Origin of the sequence: Micromonospora sp. WMMD1155, assembly GCF_029581275.1 — a bacterium.
Classification (GTDB): Bacteria; Actinomycetota; Actinomycetes; order Mycobacteriales; family Micromonosporaceae; genus Micromonospora.
In genome coordinates, this window is sequence record NZ_CP120742.1 from 5,589,750 (window position 1) to 5,609,913 (window position 20,164).

11 protein-coding genes are annotated in these 20,164 nt (G+C 72.0%); 7 read left to right on the top strand and 4 right to left on the bottom strand.

Features of this window, described 5'->3' with window-relative positions; genetic code table 11:
* Positions 1 to 61: 61 nt before the first annotated feature.
* The 4 genes from O7617_RS25665 to O7617_RS25680 all read left to right on the top strand — a co-directional run bounded on the left by O7617_RS25665 (position 62) and on the right by O7617_RS25680 (position 5,384).
* Positions 62 to 1,768, top strand: coding sequence for an ABC transporter ATP-binding protein (locus O7617_RS25665; RefSeq protein ID WP_282258689.1), 1,707 nt, complete (start codon positions 62 to 64; stop codon positions 1,766 to 1,768).
* On the top strand, positions 1,765 to 3,663 hold the full coding sequence (locus tag O7617_RS25670; RefSeq protein WP_282258690.1) for an ABC transporter ATP-binding protein: 1,899 nt from the start codon (positions 1,765 to 1,767) through the stop codon (positions 3,661 to 3,663). The genes O7617_RS25665 and O7617_RS25670 overlap by 4 nt, the downstream gene beginning before the upstream one ends.
* 67 nt (positions 3,664 to 3,730) lie before the next feature.
* Positions 3,731 to 4,309 (top strand): sigma-70 family RNA polymerase sigma factor, encoded by a 579-nt coding sequence (locus O7617_RS25675; RefSeq protein WP_282258691.1) that lies wholly within the window; start codon positions 3,731 to 3,733, stop codon positions 4,307 to 4,309.
* Between the two features lie 16 nt (positions 4,310 to 4,325).
* On the top strand, positions 4,326 to 5,384 hold the full coding sequence (locus tag O7617_RS25680) for a beta-eliminating lyase-related protein (RefSeq protein WP_282258692.1): 1,059 nt from the start codon (positions 4,326 to 4,328) through the stop codon (positions 5,382 to 5,384).
* Between the two features lie 67 nt (positions 5,385 to 5,451).
* Here the strand turns inward: O7617_RS25680 and O7617_RS25685 are convergent, their stop codons facing one another.
* A complete protein-coding gene (locus O7617_RS25685; RefSeq protein ID WP_282258693.1) occupies positions 5,452 to 10,932 on the bottom strand; it encodes a carboxyl transferase domain-containing protein in 5,481 nt (1,826 codons plus the stop codon).
* A gap of 246 nt (positions 10,933 to 11,178) precedes the next feature.
* On the opposite strand from O7617_RS25685, the gene O7617_RS25690 reads away from it, so the two are divergent.
* Positions 11,179 to 12,276 (top strand): winged helix DNA-binding domain-containing protein, encoded by a 1,098-nt coding sequence (locus O7617_RS25690; protein ID WP_282258694.1) that lies wholly within the window; start codon positions 11,179 to 11,181, stop codon positions 12,274 to 12,276.
* A 37-nt stretch (positions 12,277 to 12,313) separates the two neighbouring features.
* Here the strand turns inward: O7617_RS25690 and O7617_RS25695 are convergent, their stop codons facing one another.
* Positions 12,314 to 13,387 carry a hypothetical protein gene (locus O7617_RS25695; RefSeq protein WP_282258695.1) on the bottom strand — a complete coding sequence of 358 codons (1,074 nt, stop codon included), beginning with the start codon at positions 13,385 to 13,387 and terminating at the stop codon, positions 12,314 to 12,316.
* A 229-nt stretch (positions 13,388 to 13,616) separates the two neighbouring features.
* Between O7617_RS25695 and O7617_RS25700 the strand changes: the two genes are divergently transcribed.
* Positions 13,617 to 15,017 (top strand): right-handed parallel beta-helix repeat-containing protein, encoded by a 1,401-nt coding sequence (locus O7617_RS25700; protein ID WP_282258696.1) that lies wholly within the window; start codon positions 13,617 to 13,619, stop codon positions 15,015 to 15,017.
* Here O7617_RS25700 and O7617_RS25705 read toward each other — a convergent pair.
* On the bottom strand, positions 15,010 to 18,168 hold the full coding sequence (locus tag O7617_RS25705) for a GH92 family glycosyl hydrolase (RefSeq protein ID WP_282258697.1): 3,159 nt from the start codon (positions 18,166 to 18,168) through the stop codon (positions 15,010 to 15,012). The genes O7617_RS25700 and O7617_RS25705 overlap by 8 nt on opposite strands.
* A gap of 446 nt (positions 18,169 to 18,614) precedes the next feature.
* On the opposite strand from O7617_RS25705, the gene O7617_RS25710 reads away from it, so the two are divergent.
* Complete coding sequence (locus tag O7617_RS25710; RefSeq protein WP_282258698.1) at positions 18,615 to 19,247, top strand: cellulose binding domain-containing protein; 633 nt, start codon at positions 18,615 to 18,617, stop codon at positions 19,245 to 19,247.
* Positions 19,248 to 19,302: 55 nt separating this feature from the next.
* On the opposite strand, the gene O7617_RS25715 is transcribed toward O7617_RS25710, so the two are convergent.
* A complete protein-coding gene (locus O7617_RS25715) occupies positions 19,303 to 20,100 on the bottom strand; it encodes an SAM-dependent methyltransferase (RefSeq protein WP_282258699.1) in 798 nt (265 codons plus the stop codon).
* Positions 20,101 to 20,164 lie beyond the last annotated feature (64 nt).

A 20,164-nucleotide genomic window follows, 5' to 3' on the forward strand; every position in this document is an offset into this window, starting at 1 on the left:
CATGTTAGGTTAGCCTGCCCTCACCTACTGGAGTCCCCGCCATGCCCCCATCGATCCGAGCATGACAGTCGCCGAGATCAGCGGGAGCGTGGTGCTGCGCCGCGGCCTGCGCCGACAGCGCCGCCGGGTGGTGCTCGGCATCGTGCTGCTCTGCGCCCACCAGGCCACCGAGGCCCTCGTCCCGGTCGCCATCGGCGTGGTCATCGACCGGGCGGTGGCCACCGGGGACGTCGGCGCGCTGCTGCTCTCCCTCGCCGGTCTCGCCGCCCTGTTCACCGCCCTCGCCTTCGCCTACCGGACCGGCGCCCGGCTGGCCTACGCCGCCGTCGAACACGAGGCGCACACGACACGTGTCGAGATCGTCCGGAGCGCCCTCGACCCGCGCGGACACCGCTCCGGCATGCGCGACGGGGAGCTGCTGTCCGTCACCGCCTCCGACGCCGAGTTGTCCGCGCTGGTCGTGCGCGTCGCTGGGCTCACCGCCGCGGCGCTCACCGCGATCGTGGTGGCGGCCGTCGCGCTGCTCGTCGTCGACGTCCCCCTCGGGCTCGGCGTGCTCGTCGGCGTACCGCTGCTGGTCGTCGCCCTCCAGCGGATGGCACCGCTGCTCACCCGGCGCAGCACGTCGCAGCAGGAGGCCCTCGCGGCCACGACCGCGCTCGCCGTCGACCTGGTCACCGGCCTGCGCGTGCTGCGCGGCATCGGCGCGCAGGACCACGCCGCCCGACGGTACGCGGGCGCCAGCCGGCACGCCCTCGACGTGACCCTCCGCGCCGCCACCACCAAGGGCCTGCACCTCGGCCTCACCACCACGGTCAACGGCCTCTTCCTCGCGACGGTCGCCGGAGTCGCGGGCTGGCTCGCGCTGCAGGGGCGGCTCACCGTCGGCGAACTCGTCGCCGTCGTCGGGCTCGCCCAGTTCATCGCCGAGCCGGTGCAGACCCTCGGGTACTGCGTACAGCTGTTCGCCACCGCCCGGGCGTCGGCGGCACGGGTCGCCCGGGTCCTCGGCGCGGCACCGGTCCTCGCGCCCGGTGACGCCGGGCCACCCGAGCCGAGCCCGTCCCGGCTCGCCCTCGACGCGGTCTCCCACGCGGGCCTCGACACCGTCAGCCTGCACGTCCGCGCTGGTGAGATCCTTGGCGTGCTCGCCTACGACCCGAGCGACGCCGAGGCGCTCGTCGCGCTGCTGGCCGGCCGGGTGCCCCGCGCGAACCACCGGGGGACGCTGTACGTCGACGGCGTACCCGCCGAGGACCTGCACGTCGACGCCGTGCGCGCCGTGGTCCTGGTGGAGCCGCACGACGTGGCGCTGTTCGAGGGCACCCTGCGCGCCAACCTCAGCGCCGGCGCCCAGGTCGACGACACGGTCCTACGGGCCGCAGTGCGGGCTGCCGCCGCCGAGGACGTCCTCACCGCACACCCGGACGGATTCGACCGCCGGCTCACCGAGCGGGGCGCGAACCTGTCCGGCGGTCAACGGCAGCGGATCGGGCTCGCCCGGGCGCTCGTCGCCGACCCGCCGGTGCTGGTGCTGCACAACCCCACCACCGCTGTCGACGCGGTGACCGAGGCGCTGCTCGCCGAAGGGCTGGCCGAGGCACGCGCGGCGGCGACCCGCGGCACGGTGCTGATCACCACCAGCCCGGCCCTGCTGAACGTCACGCACCGGGTCACCGTGATCGACAGGGGTCGGGTCGTCGCCGAAGGACCGCACGGGCGGTTGCTCGCCGACGACGCCCGCTACCGGGAGGAGGTCCTGCGATGACCGACCCGACGACCGACGGTGGCGTCGAGCCCCGGCACCTGCTCCCGACGGCCACCGGCCGACAGACCTGGGCCGCCCTCCGTGCCGAGTTGGCCCGCCTGCCGCTGCTCAGCGCCGTCGCCGCCACATTGCTGGTCGCCGCGTCCGCGACCGGGCTCGTCGCCCCCTGGGTGCTCGGTCGCCTCGTCGACGACGTGATCGCCGGGACCGACACATCGCAGGTCGTGCGATGGGCGGGCGTGATCGCGGGCGCGGCGGTGCTCGCGGGGCTCCTCACCGCGGCCGGAGCCGCGGTCGCCGCACGCCTCGGCGAGACCGTGCTGGCCCGGCTCCGGGAGCGGGTCCTCGACCGTGCCCTGCACCTGCCGTCGGCCGCCCTGGAACGGGCCGGGACCGGCGACCTGGTGGCCCGGGCCGGCGACGACGTGGCAGTGGTGACGAACGTGATCGCCACCAGCGGCCCCGCCTTCCTCGGCGCGACGCTGTCCGTCGTGCTGACCGCGCTGGGGCTCTTCGCCCTCGACTGGCGCCTCGGCCTCGCCGGGCTGGCCGCCGCACCCGCGTACGCGCTGGCGCTGCGCTGGTACCTCGAACGGTCGGTCCCGTACTACGCCCGGGAGCGGGTGGCGACGGGCGAGCGGACGCAGGCGACGGCCGAGGCGCTGCGCGGCGCGGCGACCGTACGCGCCTACCGCACCGAGGACGCCCACGTCGCGCGGATCGCCGCTCGCTCCGGCGTCGCCCGCGACCTGTCGCTGGAGATCTTCGGCCTGTTCACCCGGTTCGGGCTGCGCATCAACAGGGCCGAGTTCGTGGGGCTGGCCGCCGTGCTGCTCGTCGGCTTCCTGCTGGTCCGCGAGGACCTGGCCACCGTCGGCGCGGCGACCACCGCCGCCCTCTACTTCCACCGCCTCTTCAACCCCATCGGCCTGCTGCTGTTCGAATCGGACTCGGTGCTCCAGGCCGGGGCGAGCCTCGCCCGGCTCGTCGGGGTGACCACACTGCCGAACACCGCGCGCCCCGTCGGCACCGAGCCGACCCGCCCCGATCGCGCCGAACCGGCGGCGCTGGAGGTGGCTGTCGCGCAGCACCGCTACGACGACGGGCCCGTCGTGCTGCGGGACATCGACCTCCGCCTCGCACCCGGGGAACGCGTGGCGTTGGTGGGCGCGAGCGGCGCGGGCAAGAGCACGCTCGCCGGGATCATCGCCGGCATCGTCGAGCCCAGCCAGGGTGCGGTGCGCCTGCGCGGCGTGCCGCTGACCGACCTCGGTGAACACCGCCTCCGGCGCGAGATCGCCCTGGTCAGCCAGGAGGTGCACGTGTTCGCCGGGCCGCTCGCCGAGGACCTGCGCCTGGCCGACCCGGACGCCACCGACGCCGAGTTGACAGGCGCCCTCGACCTCGTCGGCGCCACCGGGTGGGTGCGTACCCTCCCGGACGGTCTGGCGACCGCGGTGGGGGAGGGCGGTCGGCAGCTCACCGCGGCGCAGGCCCAGCAACTCGCCCTGGCCCGCCTCGTACTCGCCGACCCCGCCGTCGCCGTCCTCGACGAGGCCACCGCCGAGGCGGGCAGCGCGGGCGCCCGGGACCTCGACCGGGCCGCCGTGGCGGCCACCGAGGGGCGTACCACGTTGGTCGTCGCCCACCGGCTCAGCCAGGCGGCCACCGCGGACCGCGTCGTCGTCCTGGACCAGGGGCGCGTCGCCGAACACGGTACGCACGCCGAGTTGCTGGCGGCCGGTGGCGCCTACAGCCACCTGTGGCGCTCCTGGCGTACGCCCGACCCGGTGCCACCCGCCCGGGAGAGCACCGAACGGATCCCGGACCACCCCGATGGGCAAGCCTCGGGAACTTTTCCGGACCGGCCCGCGACAACCAGTATGCGCGGCTGACCGGCGGCGTCCCGACGACGGCCGCTCGGCCGAGAAGGAGCGCCAGTGGCACACAGGACGGTGGTCTGTGCGGACCGGCGGCGTTGACGACGCCCAGGTCACCCGGTGGGCGCAGGATGCGGGCCAGGGCGACCGGCAGGCCGCCACGGCGTTCATCCGCGCCCTTCAGGACCAGGTCTGGCGGTTCCTGTCGCACCTCGCCGGGCCGGGTGAGGCCGACGACCTGACCCAGGAGACGTTCCTGCGGGCCTTCCGCAACCTACCCGGCTTCGCCGGCCGCTCGTCGGCCCGGACGTGGGTGTTCACCATCGCCCGGCGGGTCGCCGTCGACCACGTGCGTACGGCGGTGGCCCGGCCGAGGACGGCGTCCGTGCCGGACTGGCAGGCGGCGGCCGAGGCGGCCGGGGCGATCACCGCCGGTGCCGACGAGAGCGTGACAGTGCACCAGCTGATCGCCGGCCTGGCCCGGGAGCGCCGTGAGGCGTTCGTCGCCACCCAGGTGCTCGGCCTGTCGTACGCCGAGGCGGCGGAGATCTGCCAGTGCCCGGTCGGCACGATCCGGTCCCGGGTAGCCCGGGCCCGCGAGGATCTCGCCGCGGCCTGGCAGGCCGGCGCGGACCCGAGCGGGGAGCGCCGAACCGGCTGAGGTGGATACTGCCGCAATGAATGTGAGGCGCTCTCTGTTCCTGCACTCGGATCTGCGTCGCCGGCCGTACGACATGCTGCGGTCGATGCTGGCCCAGGTCGACCCCGACACACCTCCGCACGGGCCGGACGGGCCGGTGGCCGTCCTGGAACGGCGGATGGCGTCAGTGCTCGGCAAGCCCGACGCGCTGTTCTTCCCGTCCGGGACGATGGCCCAGCAGGTCGCGCTGCGGATCCACGCCGACCGACGTGGTCGCCGGGCCTTCGCCGCCCACCCGCAGAGTCATCTGGAGGTCTGGGAGCACCGGGGATACAGCGTCGTGCACGGGTTGCGCTGCCACCCGGTCGGCGACCGGCACCGACTGATGACGCTGGCCGACCTGTCGAGCGTGGCGGAGCCGCTCGCGGCGGCGGTCTGGGAGCTGCCCCAGCGGGACATCGGCGGCCTTCTGCCGGAGTGGGACGACCTCGTCGCGCAGACCGCGGCGATGCGCTCCCGCGGTGCCGCCGTCCATCTCGACGGGGCGCGCCTCTGGGAGGCCCAGACCTACTACCGCCTGCCGTTCGCCGAGGTCACCGCCCTGTTCGACAGCGTGTACGTCTCGCTCTACAAGGGGTTGCAGGGCACCGGCGGGGCCGTGCTCGCCGCCGAGGCCGACGTCATCGCCGAGGCCCGGGTGTGGCGTCGCCGCCTCGGTGGGGACGTCTACGACGCGTGGCCGCTGGCGCTGGCCGGTCTGCACGGGCTGGACACGGTGCTGCCCCGGCTACCGGCGCACCGGGAACATGCGGTGGCGATCGCGGCGGCCATCAACGCCGACGGCGTGGCCCGCGCGTTCCCCGATCCACCGCAGACGCCTCTGTTCCACGTCCACCTGCCGATCGGGCCGGACGCCGCGATGCGGGCAGCCGACGCCCTGCGCGCCGCCACCGGGATGGAGTTGTTCGGCCGGGTCCGGTCCGCGCCGGATCCGGACCGGTGCTCGTTCGAGGTCAGCATCGGTGAGAACGCCATGGACCTCGCCCCCGACGAGGTGGTCACCCACCTCCACGAGCTGTTGCGGCACGCCACCTGACCGACCCCCGCCACGCGTCAGCGCCACCGGCCGTCGACCGGTGGCGCTGACGTCGTACCGCGAGCGGCTAGCCCAGGCGGGCCTCGATGGCCTCGATGATGCGCGGACGCAGCTCGGCGGCGCGGATGACCGCGTCCACCGAGCCGACCTCGACCGCGCGGTGGATGTCGTGCACCCGGTCGAACTCGGCGGCCACCTCGCCGAGCTTCTCCGCCCGCACCGACGAGCGCAGCTCGTCGAGTTCCGCGGTCAGCGCGGCGCGCTCGGTGCCGGTGGCGGCCGCGACGCGGGCCTGCAGGTCCCGCACGCGCGGGTCGGCCGCCGTGCGGGCGTTGACGTCGGCGGAGAACACCACGGCGGCGGCGGGTGCGCCACCGAGCACCGAGGCGAACGAGCCCTCCAGCGCGAGCACCGTCATGTTCGGGTTCAGCGCCTTCGAGAACACCACGAACGCCCCGCCGTGGTAACGCGAGATCACGCAGAAGACGATCGGCCCGTCGAAGTTCACGATGGCCCGACCGATCTCGGCGCCGTACTCCAGTTGCAGCTTGCGCATCGACTCCGGTGAGCCGTCGAAGCCGGACAGGTTCGCCAGCACGACGAGCGGCCGGTTGCCGCTGGCCGCGTTGATCGCCCGGGCGGCCTTCTTCGACGAGCGGGGGAACAGCGTGCCCGCCGTGTAGGTGTCCGGGCCGTCGGTGGGCGGGAAGCCGTGCCGGGGCACCGACCGGGACTCGATGCCGAGCAGGCAGACCGGAATGCCGCCGAGGTGGACGTCCTGCACGACGGCGGTGTCCGCGTCCGCCATGCCCGCCCACCGCTCCAGGACCGGGTGGTCCTGGTCGGAGAGGGCCCGCATGACCGTACGGATGTCGAACGGCTTCTTGCGGTCCGGGTTCGCCTCGATGGAGAAGATCTCCCCGACGGTGCGGAACGCGCTGCCCGCCACGTCGTGCGGGAAGTCGGAGATGTCCCGGTCGGCGGGGTCGGCGGTGACCGCCCGCCGGGGCGCGTCCTCGCCGGGGGCGACGTACGCGTGGTCGTAGTGCGCCATCACCACGTCCCGGGCCGCCGTCAGGTTCGGCGCCCAGTACTGCGCCTGCCCGTTCGGGCCCATCACCCGGTCGTAGCCACCGATACCGAAGTTGTCCTCGGCGGACACACCACCGGAGAAGTCGAGCGACTGCTTGCCGGTGAGCACCATGGCCGAGTCCGGGGTCATCACCAGGATGCCCTTGGTGTGCATGAGCATCGTGGCCTCGGCGTTCCAGTACGGCTGCGCGCCCACGTTGATGCCGGCCACCACGATGTTGATCTCACCGCCGGCCTGGGTGAACTCGACGATCCGCTTGAGCGCGGCGGCCACCCAGTCCATGTTCTCGGTGCCCGAGGTCATCGAGATCCGGGCTCCGGCGGACAGCGCCCACCACTCCACCGGCACCCGCATCCGCTCGGCCAGGTCCAGGGCGGCGATCACCCGTCGGCACTCCGGCTCCGACAGCGCGCCCAGCGACTTCGTCGGGTCGCCGAGCAGCACCACCCGGGTGACACCCTGCGGGTGCCGCTCGGTGGGCGTGGTGACCACCCCGGCGACGATCGCGGCGCTGTTGCGGCCCTTCGGCCGGTCCACCGGCACCAGCACGTGATCGTCGTCGAGGTCGTGCTCGACGAAGTCACCGAGCCGGCCGGTCAACTCGTACGGGTACACGGTGTTGCGGCTGCTCGCGCGCAGCACCTTGAGCCGGTACTCGTCGAGCGGCTCGATCGGCTCGACCGGCGGCTCACCGACGGCCAGCTCCGCCCCGCCCGCGGCGTCGAACGAGATCCGTACGGCGATCTTGGTCAGTTCGCCGGTCCGGCGGTCGCGCTGCCGCGCGATGAACAGGATCTCCTCCAATCCGGCGCCCGCTGTCGTCGGGCGCACGCGCCCGGCGATCATCTCCATCTCCTCGCGGGTCAGCTCGCTCGGCGGCCACACGTAGACCACGATGCGGTTGGTGTTGAAGCGCGTCTTCGACGGCCGCAGCGACTGGGCGCGGCGGATCGAGTCGAGGCAGGCGGCGATGGCGTCCTCGGTGGTCGGCAGGGCGACCAGGCGGCCGTCCTGCTCACGAAGCTCGGTCAGGTCCCGCACCTGCGCGAACGCGACGAGACGCTCGTCGGCCCGGTTGTCCCGCGCCACGCACTGGAAGAGGTAGACCTCCTCGTCCGACGACGGCAGGCGGGTCAGGTCGAACTTGTGCAGCCGCTCCAACTGCATCCGCTGCGCGATGTACGGGTGCAGGCCACGGATCAGCCGGTCCTCGGTCAACCCGCTGTCGGAGGGGCGGAAGGTGAAGTGGTGGTGCATCACCGCTCCGCCGCGACCCGCGACGGTGGTGGTGACCCGGCGGACCTGAGGCGGCAGCGGATGCGCGGTCATCACCTCGGCCAGCGCCGCCGCCATCGCGTCGAAGTCCTCCGGCTGGTTCTCCCAACCGAGGTAGATGTCGGCGTCGACGGACTCCCCGTCGCCGGCCAGCTCGGCCAGGCCCCGCAACGCGCTGCCCAACGTGTCGAAGCGCACCGCGGCGGAGACCACGCTCGAATCGGCCCGCTCGGCGACCACGAACGTGCAGCCCGCGACCTCCCGGCTACGCACGCTGGTCAGCGCCTTGTTGCCGTAGTACCGCCGGGTCAGCACCTCCAGCATCACCGCGTTGTCGAGGTGGTCGCGGACGAGCCGCTGCCCGAGCAGCCGGACCAGGGGCTCGGTGCTGCGGACCATCTCGGCGATGCGCTCGGCGCGGTCCGCCGCGTCCGGCTGCGCGTCCAGGTGCCGCAGGTGCCCGCGGACCTCGGCGTAGACCCGGGCCCGGTTGCGCCGCAGCAGCGGCTGGGCGAACCAGGCGAACACCACCCCACGGGCGAGGTCGGCGACCACGGGGAAACGCACCTGTGTCGCGGCGATCAGTCGCTCCAACGCCAGGCCGGCGGGCTCGCGCAACGACTCGTCCGGCGGGGTCTCCCGCAGCCAGGCGCGCAGCAGGGCCGCGACGACGGTGGCCTCGGCGGACGCGCGCTGCTGGGCGAGGAAGATCCGGAACACGGCCGCTTCGAGGGCGGGGGAGCGCTCCAGGTCGGTGACGCCGTACCGGCCGAGCGCCTTGGCGAGCCTGGTCTGGAAGGCGTCCGGCAGCCCGGCCCGCTCGACGTCGAGGCTCTGCAGGTACGTGTGGAAGTACTCCCGGGCGCTGTGCACGTGCGCGCCGCCGCCGTCCTCACCGGTCGGCCGGTTACGGCTCAACTCGGCGAGATCGGCGAACACCTCGATGAGGTCGAGTTCGGCGGCGAGCGGCCGCTGACCGGCCCCGGACCGCTGACCCGCTTCGGTGGCCTGCCGCCGCGCGGCGAGGTACCCGTCGAGCACCCGACTGTCGTCGTGCGGGTCGACGTCGAAGCCGAGCAGCAGCCCCCGCAGGTCCTCCTGACCGCGCCGGACGCGCTCGTCCGCCGGGACGTCCTCGGTGGCGCTCGGCAGGTCCAGCTCGACGGTCTCGCCGGTCGGGCCGTCCGTGGCCGCCTCGGCCTCGTCCGCCAACGGCTCCAGGCGCAGCAGCGGCGCACCCGCCTCCACCTGGCTGCCCACCGAGACGGCGCACTCCTTGAGCCGCGCCTTGAACGGCGCCCGCAGCACCGTCTCCATCTTCATCGCTTCCAGCACCAGCACCGGCGCGCCCGCCTCGACCTCGGCACCGATCTCCAGGGGCGTGGCGACGACGAGCGCCGGCATCGGGGAGCGCAGGACGCCACCCTCGTCGCGGCTGACCCGGTGCGTCACACCGTCGACCTCGACCAGGTGGGTCGGCCCGTACGTGCCGGTGAGCAGGCGGTAGCGGATGCCGTTGACGACGATCTGGCCGGTGTGCCGGTCGAACCGGTCGAGTTCGACATCGGCGGTGCGGACGACGGCGCCCGCCTCGATACCGACCCGGAACCGGTGCGGGCCGACCCGCGCCACCCGGGTGCGGTAGCCGACGCCGCGCAGCTTGAGGTCGAGCGGTCGGCCGCTGGCGTGCTGCACCTGGGGGCGTCCGCCGGCAGCCGTCGACAGCAGCCGCTGCCGCTCGACGCGCTCCTCCTCCTCGTACGCCTCGATGGCGGCGGCGGCCAGGGCGACCGCGCTGTGGCGGTGGGTGACGAGTCGGCCCTCGCCGCGGACCCGGTCGATCCAGCCGGTGTCCGCGCTCGCGTCGATCACCTCGGGCTGGTCGAGCAGGTCGAGCACGAAGCTCTTGTTCGTCGCGCCGCCCTCGATGATCACCGTGGTGTTCGCCATGGCCCGCCGCAGCCTGCCGAGCGCCTCGTCGCGATCGCGGCCATACGCGATGATCTTCGCGATCATGGAGTCGAAGTCGGCGGGGATGGTGTCGCCCTCGCTGACGCCGGTGTCCACCCGGATGCCGGGGCCGCTGGGAAGGTCGAGCCGCGCGATCCGCCCCGGCGACGGGGCGAAGTCACGGTCGGGGTCCTCGGCGTTCAGCCGGGCCTCGATGGCGTGGCCGCGCTCCACCGGCGGCGTGCCTTCCAGCCGTCCGCCGGAGGCGACGTGCAGCTGCGCCTTGACCAGGTCGAACCCGGTGGTCATCTCGGTGATCGGGTGCTCCACCTGGAGGCGGGTGTTGACCTCCAGGAACGCGAAGAGCCGGTCCCCGGGGTGGTAGAGGAACTCCACCGTCGCCGCGCCGCGGTAGCCGACCGCCACGGCCAGCCGCTCGGCCGACGCCTTCAACTCGGCGGCCTGCGCCGGGTCGAGCACCGGCGACGCCGACTCCTCGATGACCTTCTGGTTGCGTCGCTGCACCGAGCAGTCGCGGACGCCGAGCGCCCAGGCGGTGCCCTGCCCGTCGGCGATCACCTGGACCTCGACGTGCCGAGCCCCGGTGACCAGGCGCTCCAGGAACACGATGCCGCTGCCGAACGCCCGCGCCGCCTCCTGGCTGGTCCGCTCGTACGCGTCGTCCAGCTCGGCCTCGTTGCGGATCACCCGGATGCCGCGCCCGCCGCCGCCCGCGGTCGCCTTGAGCATCAGCGGGTAACCGATCTCGGCCGCCGCCGTCCGGGCGGCGGCCAGGGTCTCGACCGCGCCGCGGCTCCACGGCGCGACCGGTACGCCGACCTCCTCGGCGATCAGCTTGGAGCCGATCTTGTCACCGAGTTGGCGCATGGCGTCCGGGCTCGGCCCGACGAAGGTGACGCCGATCTTCTCGCACAGTTCGGCGAACGCCGGATCCTCGGCGACGAAACCCCAGCCGACCCAGGCGGCGTCCGCCCCGGTCTCGATCAGGGCGCGTTCCAGCACCTGGAGGTTGAGGTACGGGCGGGCGGACGCCGGACCGAGGTCGTACGCGATGTCCGCTTCTCGGACGAAGGTGGCGGTGCGGTCGACGTCGGTGTAGAGCGCGACGGTTTCGAGCTGGATGCCGGTCTCCGCGGCCAACTCGCGGACCGCGTGGATGAGCCGCATGGCGGCTTCACCACGGTTGACGATGGCGACACGGTTGAACACCCGACTGACCCCTTAGCTAGACCTTGAACTGCGTGCCGCGAGACGACGGCTCCCAGCAGTGATCACCTTTCCGGCTGGCGACGGCCAGCGCTATGGCGCAACCACCGAACCAACAGTCGCTCAGTTGTAGGAACCGCACAAAAGTTTTTGGCACCCAGGCGCCGGCTCCGGCAGTTGATCAAGTCGGCACCTGTCGTGCCGAACCGCCTGGGCGGAAATTGTCGCCCCGGCGCGGAGAATGACGGAGTGACCGTTCTCGACTCGCGGGCGCTCAACCGCGCGACGCTCGCCCGGCAGTTGCTCCTCGATCGCGCCGAGATGCCGGTCCTCGACGCCGTCGCGCACCTCGGCGGTCTCCAGGCGCAGGAGCCGCAGGAGCCGTTCGTCGGGCTCTGGTCGCGGCTGGAGGCCTTCGACCCGGCGGTGCTGTCGCACCTGCTGACCGAGCGACACGTGGTGCGCACCCACCTGATGCGTCGCACCGTCCACCTGGTCGTCGCCGACGACGCCGTGGCCTGGCGGTCCCGTCACGACGCCATGCTGCGCCAACGGGTGCTCGGGGCCTACCGGGGCGAGCTGAACGGCGTCGACCTCGACGACCTCGCCGTAGCGGCCCGAAAGGTGCTGGCCGACGGCGAGCCGCGCTCGATGCCGGAGATCGGGCGGGCGCTCGCCGAGCGCTGGGCGGCGGCGGAGCCACGGGCGTTGGGCGAGATGGCCGTCGCGCTCCTCCCGTTGGTCCAGCTACCGCCGCGCGGCGTGTGGCGTGCGAAGGGGGGTGTGCGACACGTTCTGCTCTCCGCGTGGGTGGGCCGGGAGGTCGACCCGTCGGCCCCGGAGGGGTCGGATCCGGTCGGGCGGGTGCTCGTCCGCCGCTATCTGGCCGCGTTCGGGCCGGCCGCCACCGCCGACCTGCGCGCCTGGTGCGGCCTCGCCGGTCTGCCCGCCGCCGTCGCCGGGATGCGCGACGAGTTGGTGACCTTTCGTGACGAGCGTGGCCGGACGCTGATCGATCTGCCCGACGCGCCGCGCCCCGACCCGGAGACCCCCGCGCCGGTGCGGTTCCTGCCGGCGTTCGACAACGCCATCCTCGGCTACGACGACCGCAGCCGGATCATCGACGACGCGCACCGCCTCCTCTCGGTGGCCGGCGAACGCGTGGTGCTCGTCGACGGCCGGGTCGCCGCGACCTGGACCGTCGAGGCGGGCACCGTGACCGTCGTTCCGCTGACCGACCTCAGCCGGTCCCACCGCACGGCCGTGGAGGAGCAGGGGCACGCGCTGGCGTTGTTCCTCTCCGACAACGAGAGCGACCGGGTCCGGGTGGCCTCGTCGCCCCGGTGAAGCGTGCGGAATGCCCGTCACCGGGGCGACGGAGGCGTCAGTCGATCGTCGGCGGTGCCGTCCTCGCCGCCTCGGCGAGTGCCGCCGCCGCGGTGGCGTACGGGTTGTAGGTGTAGGTGCGCGCCAGGCCCGCCGGCACCGTGAAGTACTCCGCGGACAGTTTCGCCGGGTCGCCGGCGATCTCCCCGCGCGCCGGGATGTCGTTGCCGTCGTCCCAGCCCCAGGGCGCGTTCGCCGAGTTGGTCGAACAACTCCAGGTGCCGACGCCGCAGTCGCCGGACGTGTCGCCGGCGAACGTGCCGAGGCCGGCGAACAGGCTCGGATTGGACCGCTGCGCCCACAGCCCGCCGTCGGCGAAGATGTCGATCAGCTGATACCGCACGTCCCGGTCGTTGCTGCTGCTCGGCGTCTCGGCGACCGTCGACGGGTAGTAGATGAGCCCGTCGCCGTTGATGGCGTACTGCGGGTACGCCTTCAGGCCATGGCCCTGAGCCTCCTGTGCCGTCACCGGATGCTGGAACGCGTCGTGCGGTGACGCCTGGAACTGCAGGGTGCCGTCGATGCTCTCCCGGCCACTGGTCCAGGTGCTGCCGGCTGGCGTGTACGAGAAGAAGTCGCTGTGCGCGACGGTGACGGCCGAACGGAGGACGCCGTAGGTGGAGCCGTCGCGCTCGATGGCGAACAGCGCGCCCTCGCCGTCGTTCTCGTGCTCGGTCTCGAAGAACGGGTGGTCCGTCCAGTCGCGGGGGTGGAAGAAGAGGTACGTGATGTACCAGTGGGTGCTCGTCTCCACCACCGAGTAGTAGGCGTGGGCGGCGAGTGTGGTGCCCGCCTGGCCGGCCCGGTCCCAGTTGTTGCGACCGTCGAGGTCACCGTCGAAGTCGACTCTGCTGATGTAGTCGGATCGGCCACCCAGCGCGTGGCTCCCGGTGGCGTCGACGTCCTGGTAGTGGATCGGTGCCCAGCGAAGGGCCAGTTCGGCCCGGCTGACGGCGGCTGCGGCCGGCGTCGGCGCGGTGAGAACGGGGGCGGCCAACGCTGCGGTGGCGGCTGCCGCGATCAATGCCCTCGTCGTCCGGGGTCGCCGGGTCCTGCTGCTTCTGTCGAGCATGGTGTGCTCCCACGTCCGAAGTGATAGACAACGATGGATCATCGTCGGTGTGGGCGCCCAGTGCGTGTCCGTCCGGCGAAGAGGAGGAGGACGATGCTCGACCGGCCTGCGCACGGCCTCTCCTCCCGGGTGGGACGCCCTCCCGGAAACGCGTGCCCCCACAGGTCGAGACAAGACGGATAGGGTCCGCGGCGATGGTGATTGGGCACGTTTCACGGGAGGCGATCACATGACGTTGATGGGACGACGTACGGCTCTGCGCGCCGGCCTGGCGGCCACGACCCTCGCGGGTGGGGCCGTGTTGGTGGCCAAGCCGGCTGAGGCGGCGATACCCGTCACGGACGACGGGTGGATCTCCGTTCTCGCGCATGGCGCTGTTGGCGACGGGGTCACCGACGACACCGCGGCGATCCAGGCGGCGTTCGACGCCGCCCGGGCGGCCACGCCGAACAAGGGCGTGGTGTTTCCGGCAGGCCGGACCTACCGGGTCAGTGACCGGGTGACGCTCTCCGGGCTGACCGACACCGCGTTGCGGGGCTACGGGGCCACCCTGGTCCTGGTCGACGCCACCCCGGTGACGGTGAAGGACCAGGTCCGCGGTGTGCTCCAGATCCAGGGCTGTCACCGCCTGAAGGTGCTCGGGCTCAACCTCGTCGACAACGCCGCCACGTACTGGTACAGCGGTCTGGTCATCACCGCGTCGACCGGCGTCGTGGTCGACGGCGTGGTGTCGCGCGGGTTCCGGCACACCGGCATCAGCGTGTGGGACAACACCCCCGGCACGTCCAACGACATCCTCATCACGAACTGCACCACCGAGGATGTCCGGCTCGGCATCGCCAGCAACGGTCACGACGTGCGGATCACCGACAACCACGTGGCGATGGACTGGCTGTCGTCGCAGGAAGCCGAGGACTGGGGCGGCGTCTGGCGCGCGGAGTCGAAGTACTACGACGGCATCAACGTGTGGTTCGGCGCCGATCGCACCGTCATCTCCGGCAACACCATCACCGAGTGTGGCCAGGCCGGTGTCTACACGCAGCAGGTGACGAACCTGGTGGTCGCGGACAACACCGTGATCGGCTGCCAACTGCGGGCCATCGAGGTCGACGGTAGCGCGCGCGGTTCTCTGCCGCGGTCGGGTCAAGCCGTCGGCGTCTCGATCACCGGCAACGTGGCGACCAACTGCATCGGCCACATCAACGTGCTGTCCGCCCGGGACGTCACAGTGGTCGGCAACCGGGTGGAGAACCCGAACGCGAGCCGGGCGGTGAGCTGCGTCGCCGTGCACCAGGGCTCCACCAAGGCGGTCGTGGTGGGCAACCATCTGCGTCAGGCGCACCCGTCACACCCGGCGATCTTCGTGGACATCGCCTCGGTCGACGTCACGCTGGCGTGGAACGCCGTGGAGGCGGCCGTCCCCTACCAGGCCCCGGCCGACACTGTCATCATCCGGCGCAGCGGCGCGGGCCAGATCCGTACCGAGGGCAAGCTCATCGCCGTCGGCGGGATCGGGGTCGGCAACAGTGTCGCGGCCAGCACGCCGGGCTCGGTGGTCCGCAAGATCGAAGTTTTCTCCTCCACCGGGCAGAGCCTGGGCTGGGTCCCGGTCTACAACTCGATCACCTGAGGCCGTAGACCTCCAGCTCGTAGATGCGCGCCGAGGCATCGGTGTTCTGGGCAGGCACCAGCACATCGAGCCGGACGTAGCGGCCGCTGACCGCGATGCCGTGCCGGGTCACGCTCGCCGTGTTGCCACGCACCTGGGCGACAGTCGTCCAGGTGTCACCGTCCTCGGACACCCGTAGGTCGTAGTCGCGGGTGTTCCAGGCCGGCGTCTCGGCACCGGCTCCGGCGTGCCGCACGGTGATCGTGGTCAGCGGGCGGGCGGCGCCCAGGTCCACACTCAGCCACCTGTCCGTGCCGGACGCGCACCACTTGTCCGTCACACCGCCGTCGACCGTGCCATTGACCGCCTTTTCCGGACCTTCGTCGGCGGTGCAGGAGGGGGCGGCCGTGACCGCGCCACCGCGCGCCAGGTTCGTCGGGCCGCCGCCGGTTCCGTACACCTCGAATTCCGGGATGCGGGCGGCGGCGCCCCCGACACTGTTGGCCTCCGTGATGGTGAGGCGCACGTGCCGTGCCGGTGTGGTGGCGATCGGGTAGTAGCTGCGACTCACCCGCAGCCGGAAGAGCGGGTTGACCTTCGTGGACCAGGTCGTCCCGTCGGTCGAGGTCGAGATGGTGTACTTCTGGGTGTTCAGGTCCGTCGACTCGCCGGCCAGACCGGCGTTCTTCAGCACGAACCCGGTGACGTCCTGCGTCGTGCCGAGGTCCACCTGGAGCACCTTGGGTTCGGCCGCGAGGGTGCACCACTTGGTGCCCAGGTCGCCGTCGAACGCCATGGCCGGGGCCTCGTCAGGCGCGCAGGGTGTTGATCCGGTCGCGAGACGTCCGGCGGCGAGGTTCGGGCCGAGGTCGGGCGCGGGCGGCGGGCTGAACCCGTCATCGAGCGACGGCGGCGCGTCGTCGGGGTCCGTCCCCCAGTTCGACGGGCTCCCGCCCATCGTGTAGCTCAGCGTCGCTCCGGCGCCGATGTCCGCGTACCGCAACCATGGACGGGAGGTCCCGGTCCCGTCGACGGACAACCCCTGCACGTACGGGTTGTCCTTCCCGGCGTTCGTGGCGTCGATCCGGATGTCGCCGGTGGGCCGGTCGATGAGGATCGAGGGGAACAACGGGCCGTGCAGGGCCAGCGTGTCGCTGCCCGGCGTCGTCGGGTACATGCCGAGCGCCGCCCACACGAACCAGGACGACGTGGCGCCGAGGTCGTCGTTTCCGGGCAGACCGCCGGTGCCGGTGGTGAACGACTCGGTCACCACCCGCCGCACCACGGCGCTGGTCTTGGCGGGTACGCCGGCGAAGTGGTAGATCCACGGCACGCCGTGCTCGGGTTCGTTGCCGATGTAGAAGTACGGGCTGCCCAGGCCGCCGTTGAGCTGTGTGAAATGGTGGTCGAGCCGTTGCACGGCGGTCTGCCGGCCGCCCATCAGCTCGATCAGCCCGCGGTAGTTGTGCGGGACCATCCACGTGTACTGGGTCGCGTTGCCCTCCGCGTACCCCGTCTGGCTGACCGGATCGAGTGGCGTTGGCCAGGTGCCGTCCCCGTTGCGGTCCTGAAGGTAGCCGGACGGCGGGTAGTAGAGGTTGCGCCACCACTGCGACCGCCGGATGTACGCGTTGTATCTCGCGGTGTCGCCCAGCGCGCGGGCGAACTGCGCGACGGCGAAGTCGGATGCCGAATACTCCAGCGAGTCGGCGGCGTTCTCGTGGACGTACTGCCGCGCGACGTAGCCCTCCTGCCGGGCGCGGAGCGGAATTCCCTGCATCGTGCCGCCGTACGAACTGCGGTCCATGAGGGTCAGCGCCGCCCCGGTGTCGAAGTTCCGGGCACCGAACGCGTACATGCTGGACACGACGATCGGGCCCGGATCGCCCATCATCACGGCGTGCTCGTTGTTGTTCTGCGACCACTTGGGCAGTAGGCCGCCGTGCTGTCCGGCGAGCACCATCGACTTGGCCATGTCGCTCGCCTCGACGGGCGCGACCAGCGCGATCAGCGCGGCCCACGACCGGTAGATGTCCCAGCCGGAGAAGTTCTGGTACACCGGATGGCTCGCGCTGTGTATCTGGTCGTCGAAGCCGCGGTACTTTCCGTCGACGTCGCTGGCCAGGTTGGGGTTGACCAGCACGTGATACAGCGCCGTGTAGAACTTCTGCAGGTCGACCGCGCTTCCGCCGGCCACCTGGACCCGGTTGAGGATGGCGTTCCACTCGCTGTCGGCGTTCGCGCGTACCGTGTCGAACGCGAAGCCGGGATGCTCCGCTGCGAGGTTGGCCTGTGCCCCGGCCAGGCTGACGAACGAGATCCCGATCTTCACCTGGACGACCCGGCTCGTGGTGGCGTCGAACGTGAGGTAGCCGCCGGAGCGGACGCCGCTGGTCCCGGTCGAACCCGGCGAGACCGTGTTGTCAAGCCAGGTGCCGGAGGCCGTCGGGGTGCGGTCGAACTCCATCCAGTAGAAGATCTGGTACGTCTTCGTGGAGTGGCAGAAACCGCCACCGGTGAACGTGCCGGTCACCGTGCGACCAGTGATGTTGATCGAGCCGCTGCGTTGACCGGTCGCGTTGCGACTCGTGTTCAACAGGACCTGCGCGTTCTTCTCCGATGACGGATAGGTCAGCCGCATCGCCGCGCTCCGGCGGGTGGAGGAGAGTTCGACCTGGGTCGCGCCGTAGTTGTCCAGGACGGTCCGGTAGTACCCCGGTGCCGCCACCTCGTTGGCCTTGCTGTACTTCCCGGCGTACGACGTCCACGTGGTGCCGGGCGAGGTAGTCACCCGTCCGGTGATCGGCAGGATGCCGATGTCCTCGTTGTTGGCGCACCCGGCACCGTTGAAGTGGGTGAGGCTGAACTCCTCGACGGTGGTGTCGGTGTCCCGGTAGCCGGACGGCGAGGCGAGGGGCGTGTCCGGGCTGAACTGCACCATCCCGAACGGCAGCACCGGCCCCGGCACCGTGCTGCCACCGGCGCCGCCGGGCACGGGTTCCGGCGCGTTGCTCATACCGGTGCCGATGAACGGGTTGACGTGCTGCGTGAGCGGCATCGCCGCCGCCGGTGCCGGACCGGCGCTGTGAGCCGGCGCCGGCGTGCCGATCAGGAAGGCGGCGAGGAGCATGCCGACGACGATTCCGGCGGTTGTCGGCTGCTGTTGGCGCACGGGGCCACCCTCTGATTCGCTTGGGCGAGCGGGACCGACGCATTACACCATCACGAGGGTTGCGTCGTGGTGCCGTCAGCCTGTGCCGAGATGACCCCACCGGCCTTCCCGCGCGGCTGACGCGACCGCCTTGCATCGATGTTCGTCGACTGACATGCTGTGGTTCGGTCGTGCTCGGGAGCCAGCGCGCACCACACCTTCTCCGGTCCACGGGACGCACGAGGTGGTCAGTCACCCGTGCCGGGCGGTCCTGGTCGGCGACCGGCGACCCGAGCGCGGCACCGGCTACCACCTCGGTCATCGGTGCCCGGTAACCACCGGAGGTTCCGATGCTTCGCATGTTCCTCGCCGTCACGACCGTGGCGCTCGCCGTCCTGGGTGGGGCGAACGCCGCCACAGGGGCCACAGAGCCGACAGGGGCCACACCCTTGACCACGACGTCACCGATGCCCACGCCGACGGTCGCGTGCCCGCCCGCGTTGCCGATCACGGCGAACGTCAGCGGGGTCACCACCACGAGCGTGACCATCTCCTACTGGATCTTCTTCCGTCCGCCCTGCGGCTACGACCCGCCGATGACAGTCAGCCTCTTCGCCGACCGCGAGGACGCCCAGCAGTGGCGGGCGCCGGTCGCCTCGGCGACCTCCGGGACGGCGGAGCGCAACGGCACTGTCACCATCGACCGGCTGGCGCCGGCCACGGAGTACTGGTACCGGTTCACCGACGTCGAGGGCCGACGGGACCCGTACATGATCGGGTCGGCGCGGACCGCTCCGCTGACCTCCTGCCGCGCGACGGCGACCATCGACGCGCGCTGGGGTGGCGGCTTCGTCGCCACGGTCACGGTCCGCAACACCGGGAGTGAACCACTGGACCGGTGGCGGGTGTCCTGGCGGTGGTCCGGTGACGAGCGTGTCCAGTCGGTCTGGGGTGGCGTGGCCGAGACCGTCGGTGTCGACGTCACGGTCCGCAACGCCTCGTACAACGGGGCGCTGGCGCTGGACGGGTCGACGACGTTCGGTGTGCTCGTGGCGGCCGGTGCGGTGCCGGACGAGTTGACGTTGAGCTGCGCCCGCTGAGACGACTCCGCCCCGCTCCCGCCCTGACGGCGGAGGCGGGGCGGAGTCGCGGCGGTCAGGGCTTGCGGGCCACGGCGCCGTACGCGTCGATACCGCTGGCGTCGGGGTCCTCCGGCCGCCACAGGGGGATCGGCACCAGGCCGGGCTCCACCTTGGTCAGCCCGGCGAAGCAGGTGTCGAGGTCCGCCGGGCTGCGCAGGATGTACGGGACGCCGCCGCTCTGCGCCAGCCGTTCGGCCCCGGAGACCACCTCCGGACTGGTGTCGGTGCCGTCCCAGAGCACCAGGTGGCTGCCGGACGGCATCGCGGCCATCGTCCGCTCGACGATCGAGCGCACCACGTCGAGGTCGGGCTCGTAGCCCAGTACGCCCATGAACATCACGGCGACGGGCTGGTCGAAGTCGAGCGTCTGCGCGGCCTCGGCGAGGATCTTCTCCGGGTCGTGGTAGTCGGCGGGCACGTAGGTGGTGACACCCTCGGTGGTCGTGTTGGCCAGCAGTGCCCGCGCGTGCACCAGCACCATCGGGTCGTTGTCGACGTAGACGATCCGGGAGTCCGGCGCGATCCCCTGGGCGACCGCGTGGGTGTTCTGCATGGTGGGCAGGCCGGTGCCGATGTCGAGGAACTGCCGGATACCCGCCTCGGCGGCGAGGTACCGGACGGCCCGTACCAGGAACACGCGGGACTGCTGCGCCATGACGACGATCTCCGGGTAGACCTCGGCCACGGCGTCGCCGGCCGCCCGGTCGGACTGGAAGTTGTCCTTCCCGCCCATCCAGTAGTTCCAGATCCGCGCCGCGTGCGGCACGTCGGGCTGAAGCTTCGCGGCGAGTTCGGGGTCCGGACCGGCCATGCCAGGCTCCTATCGAGGGGTCGAGAGCTGGAGGTCACCACACTGAGGTGTGAGCGGGATCGTA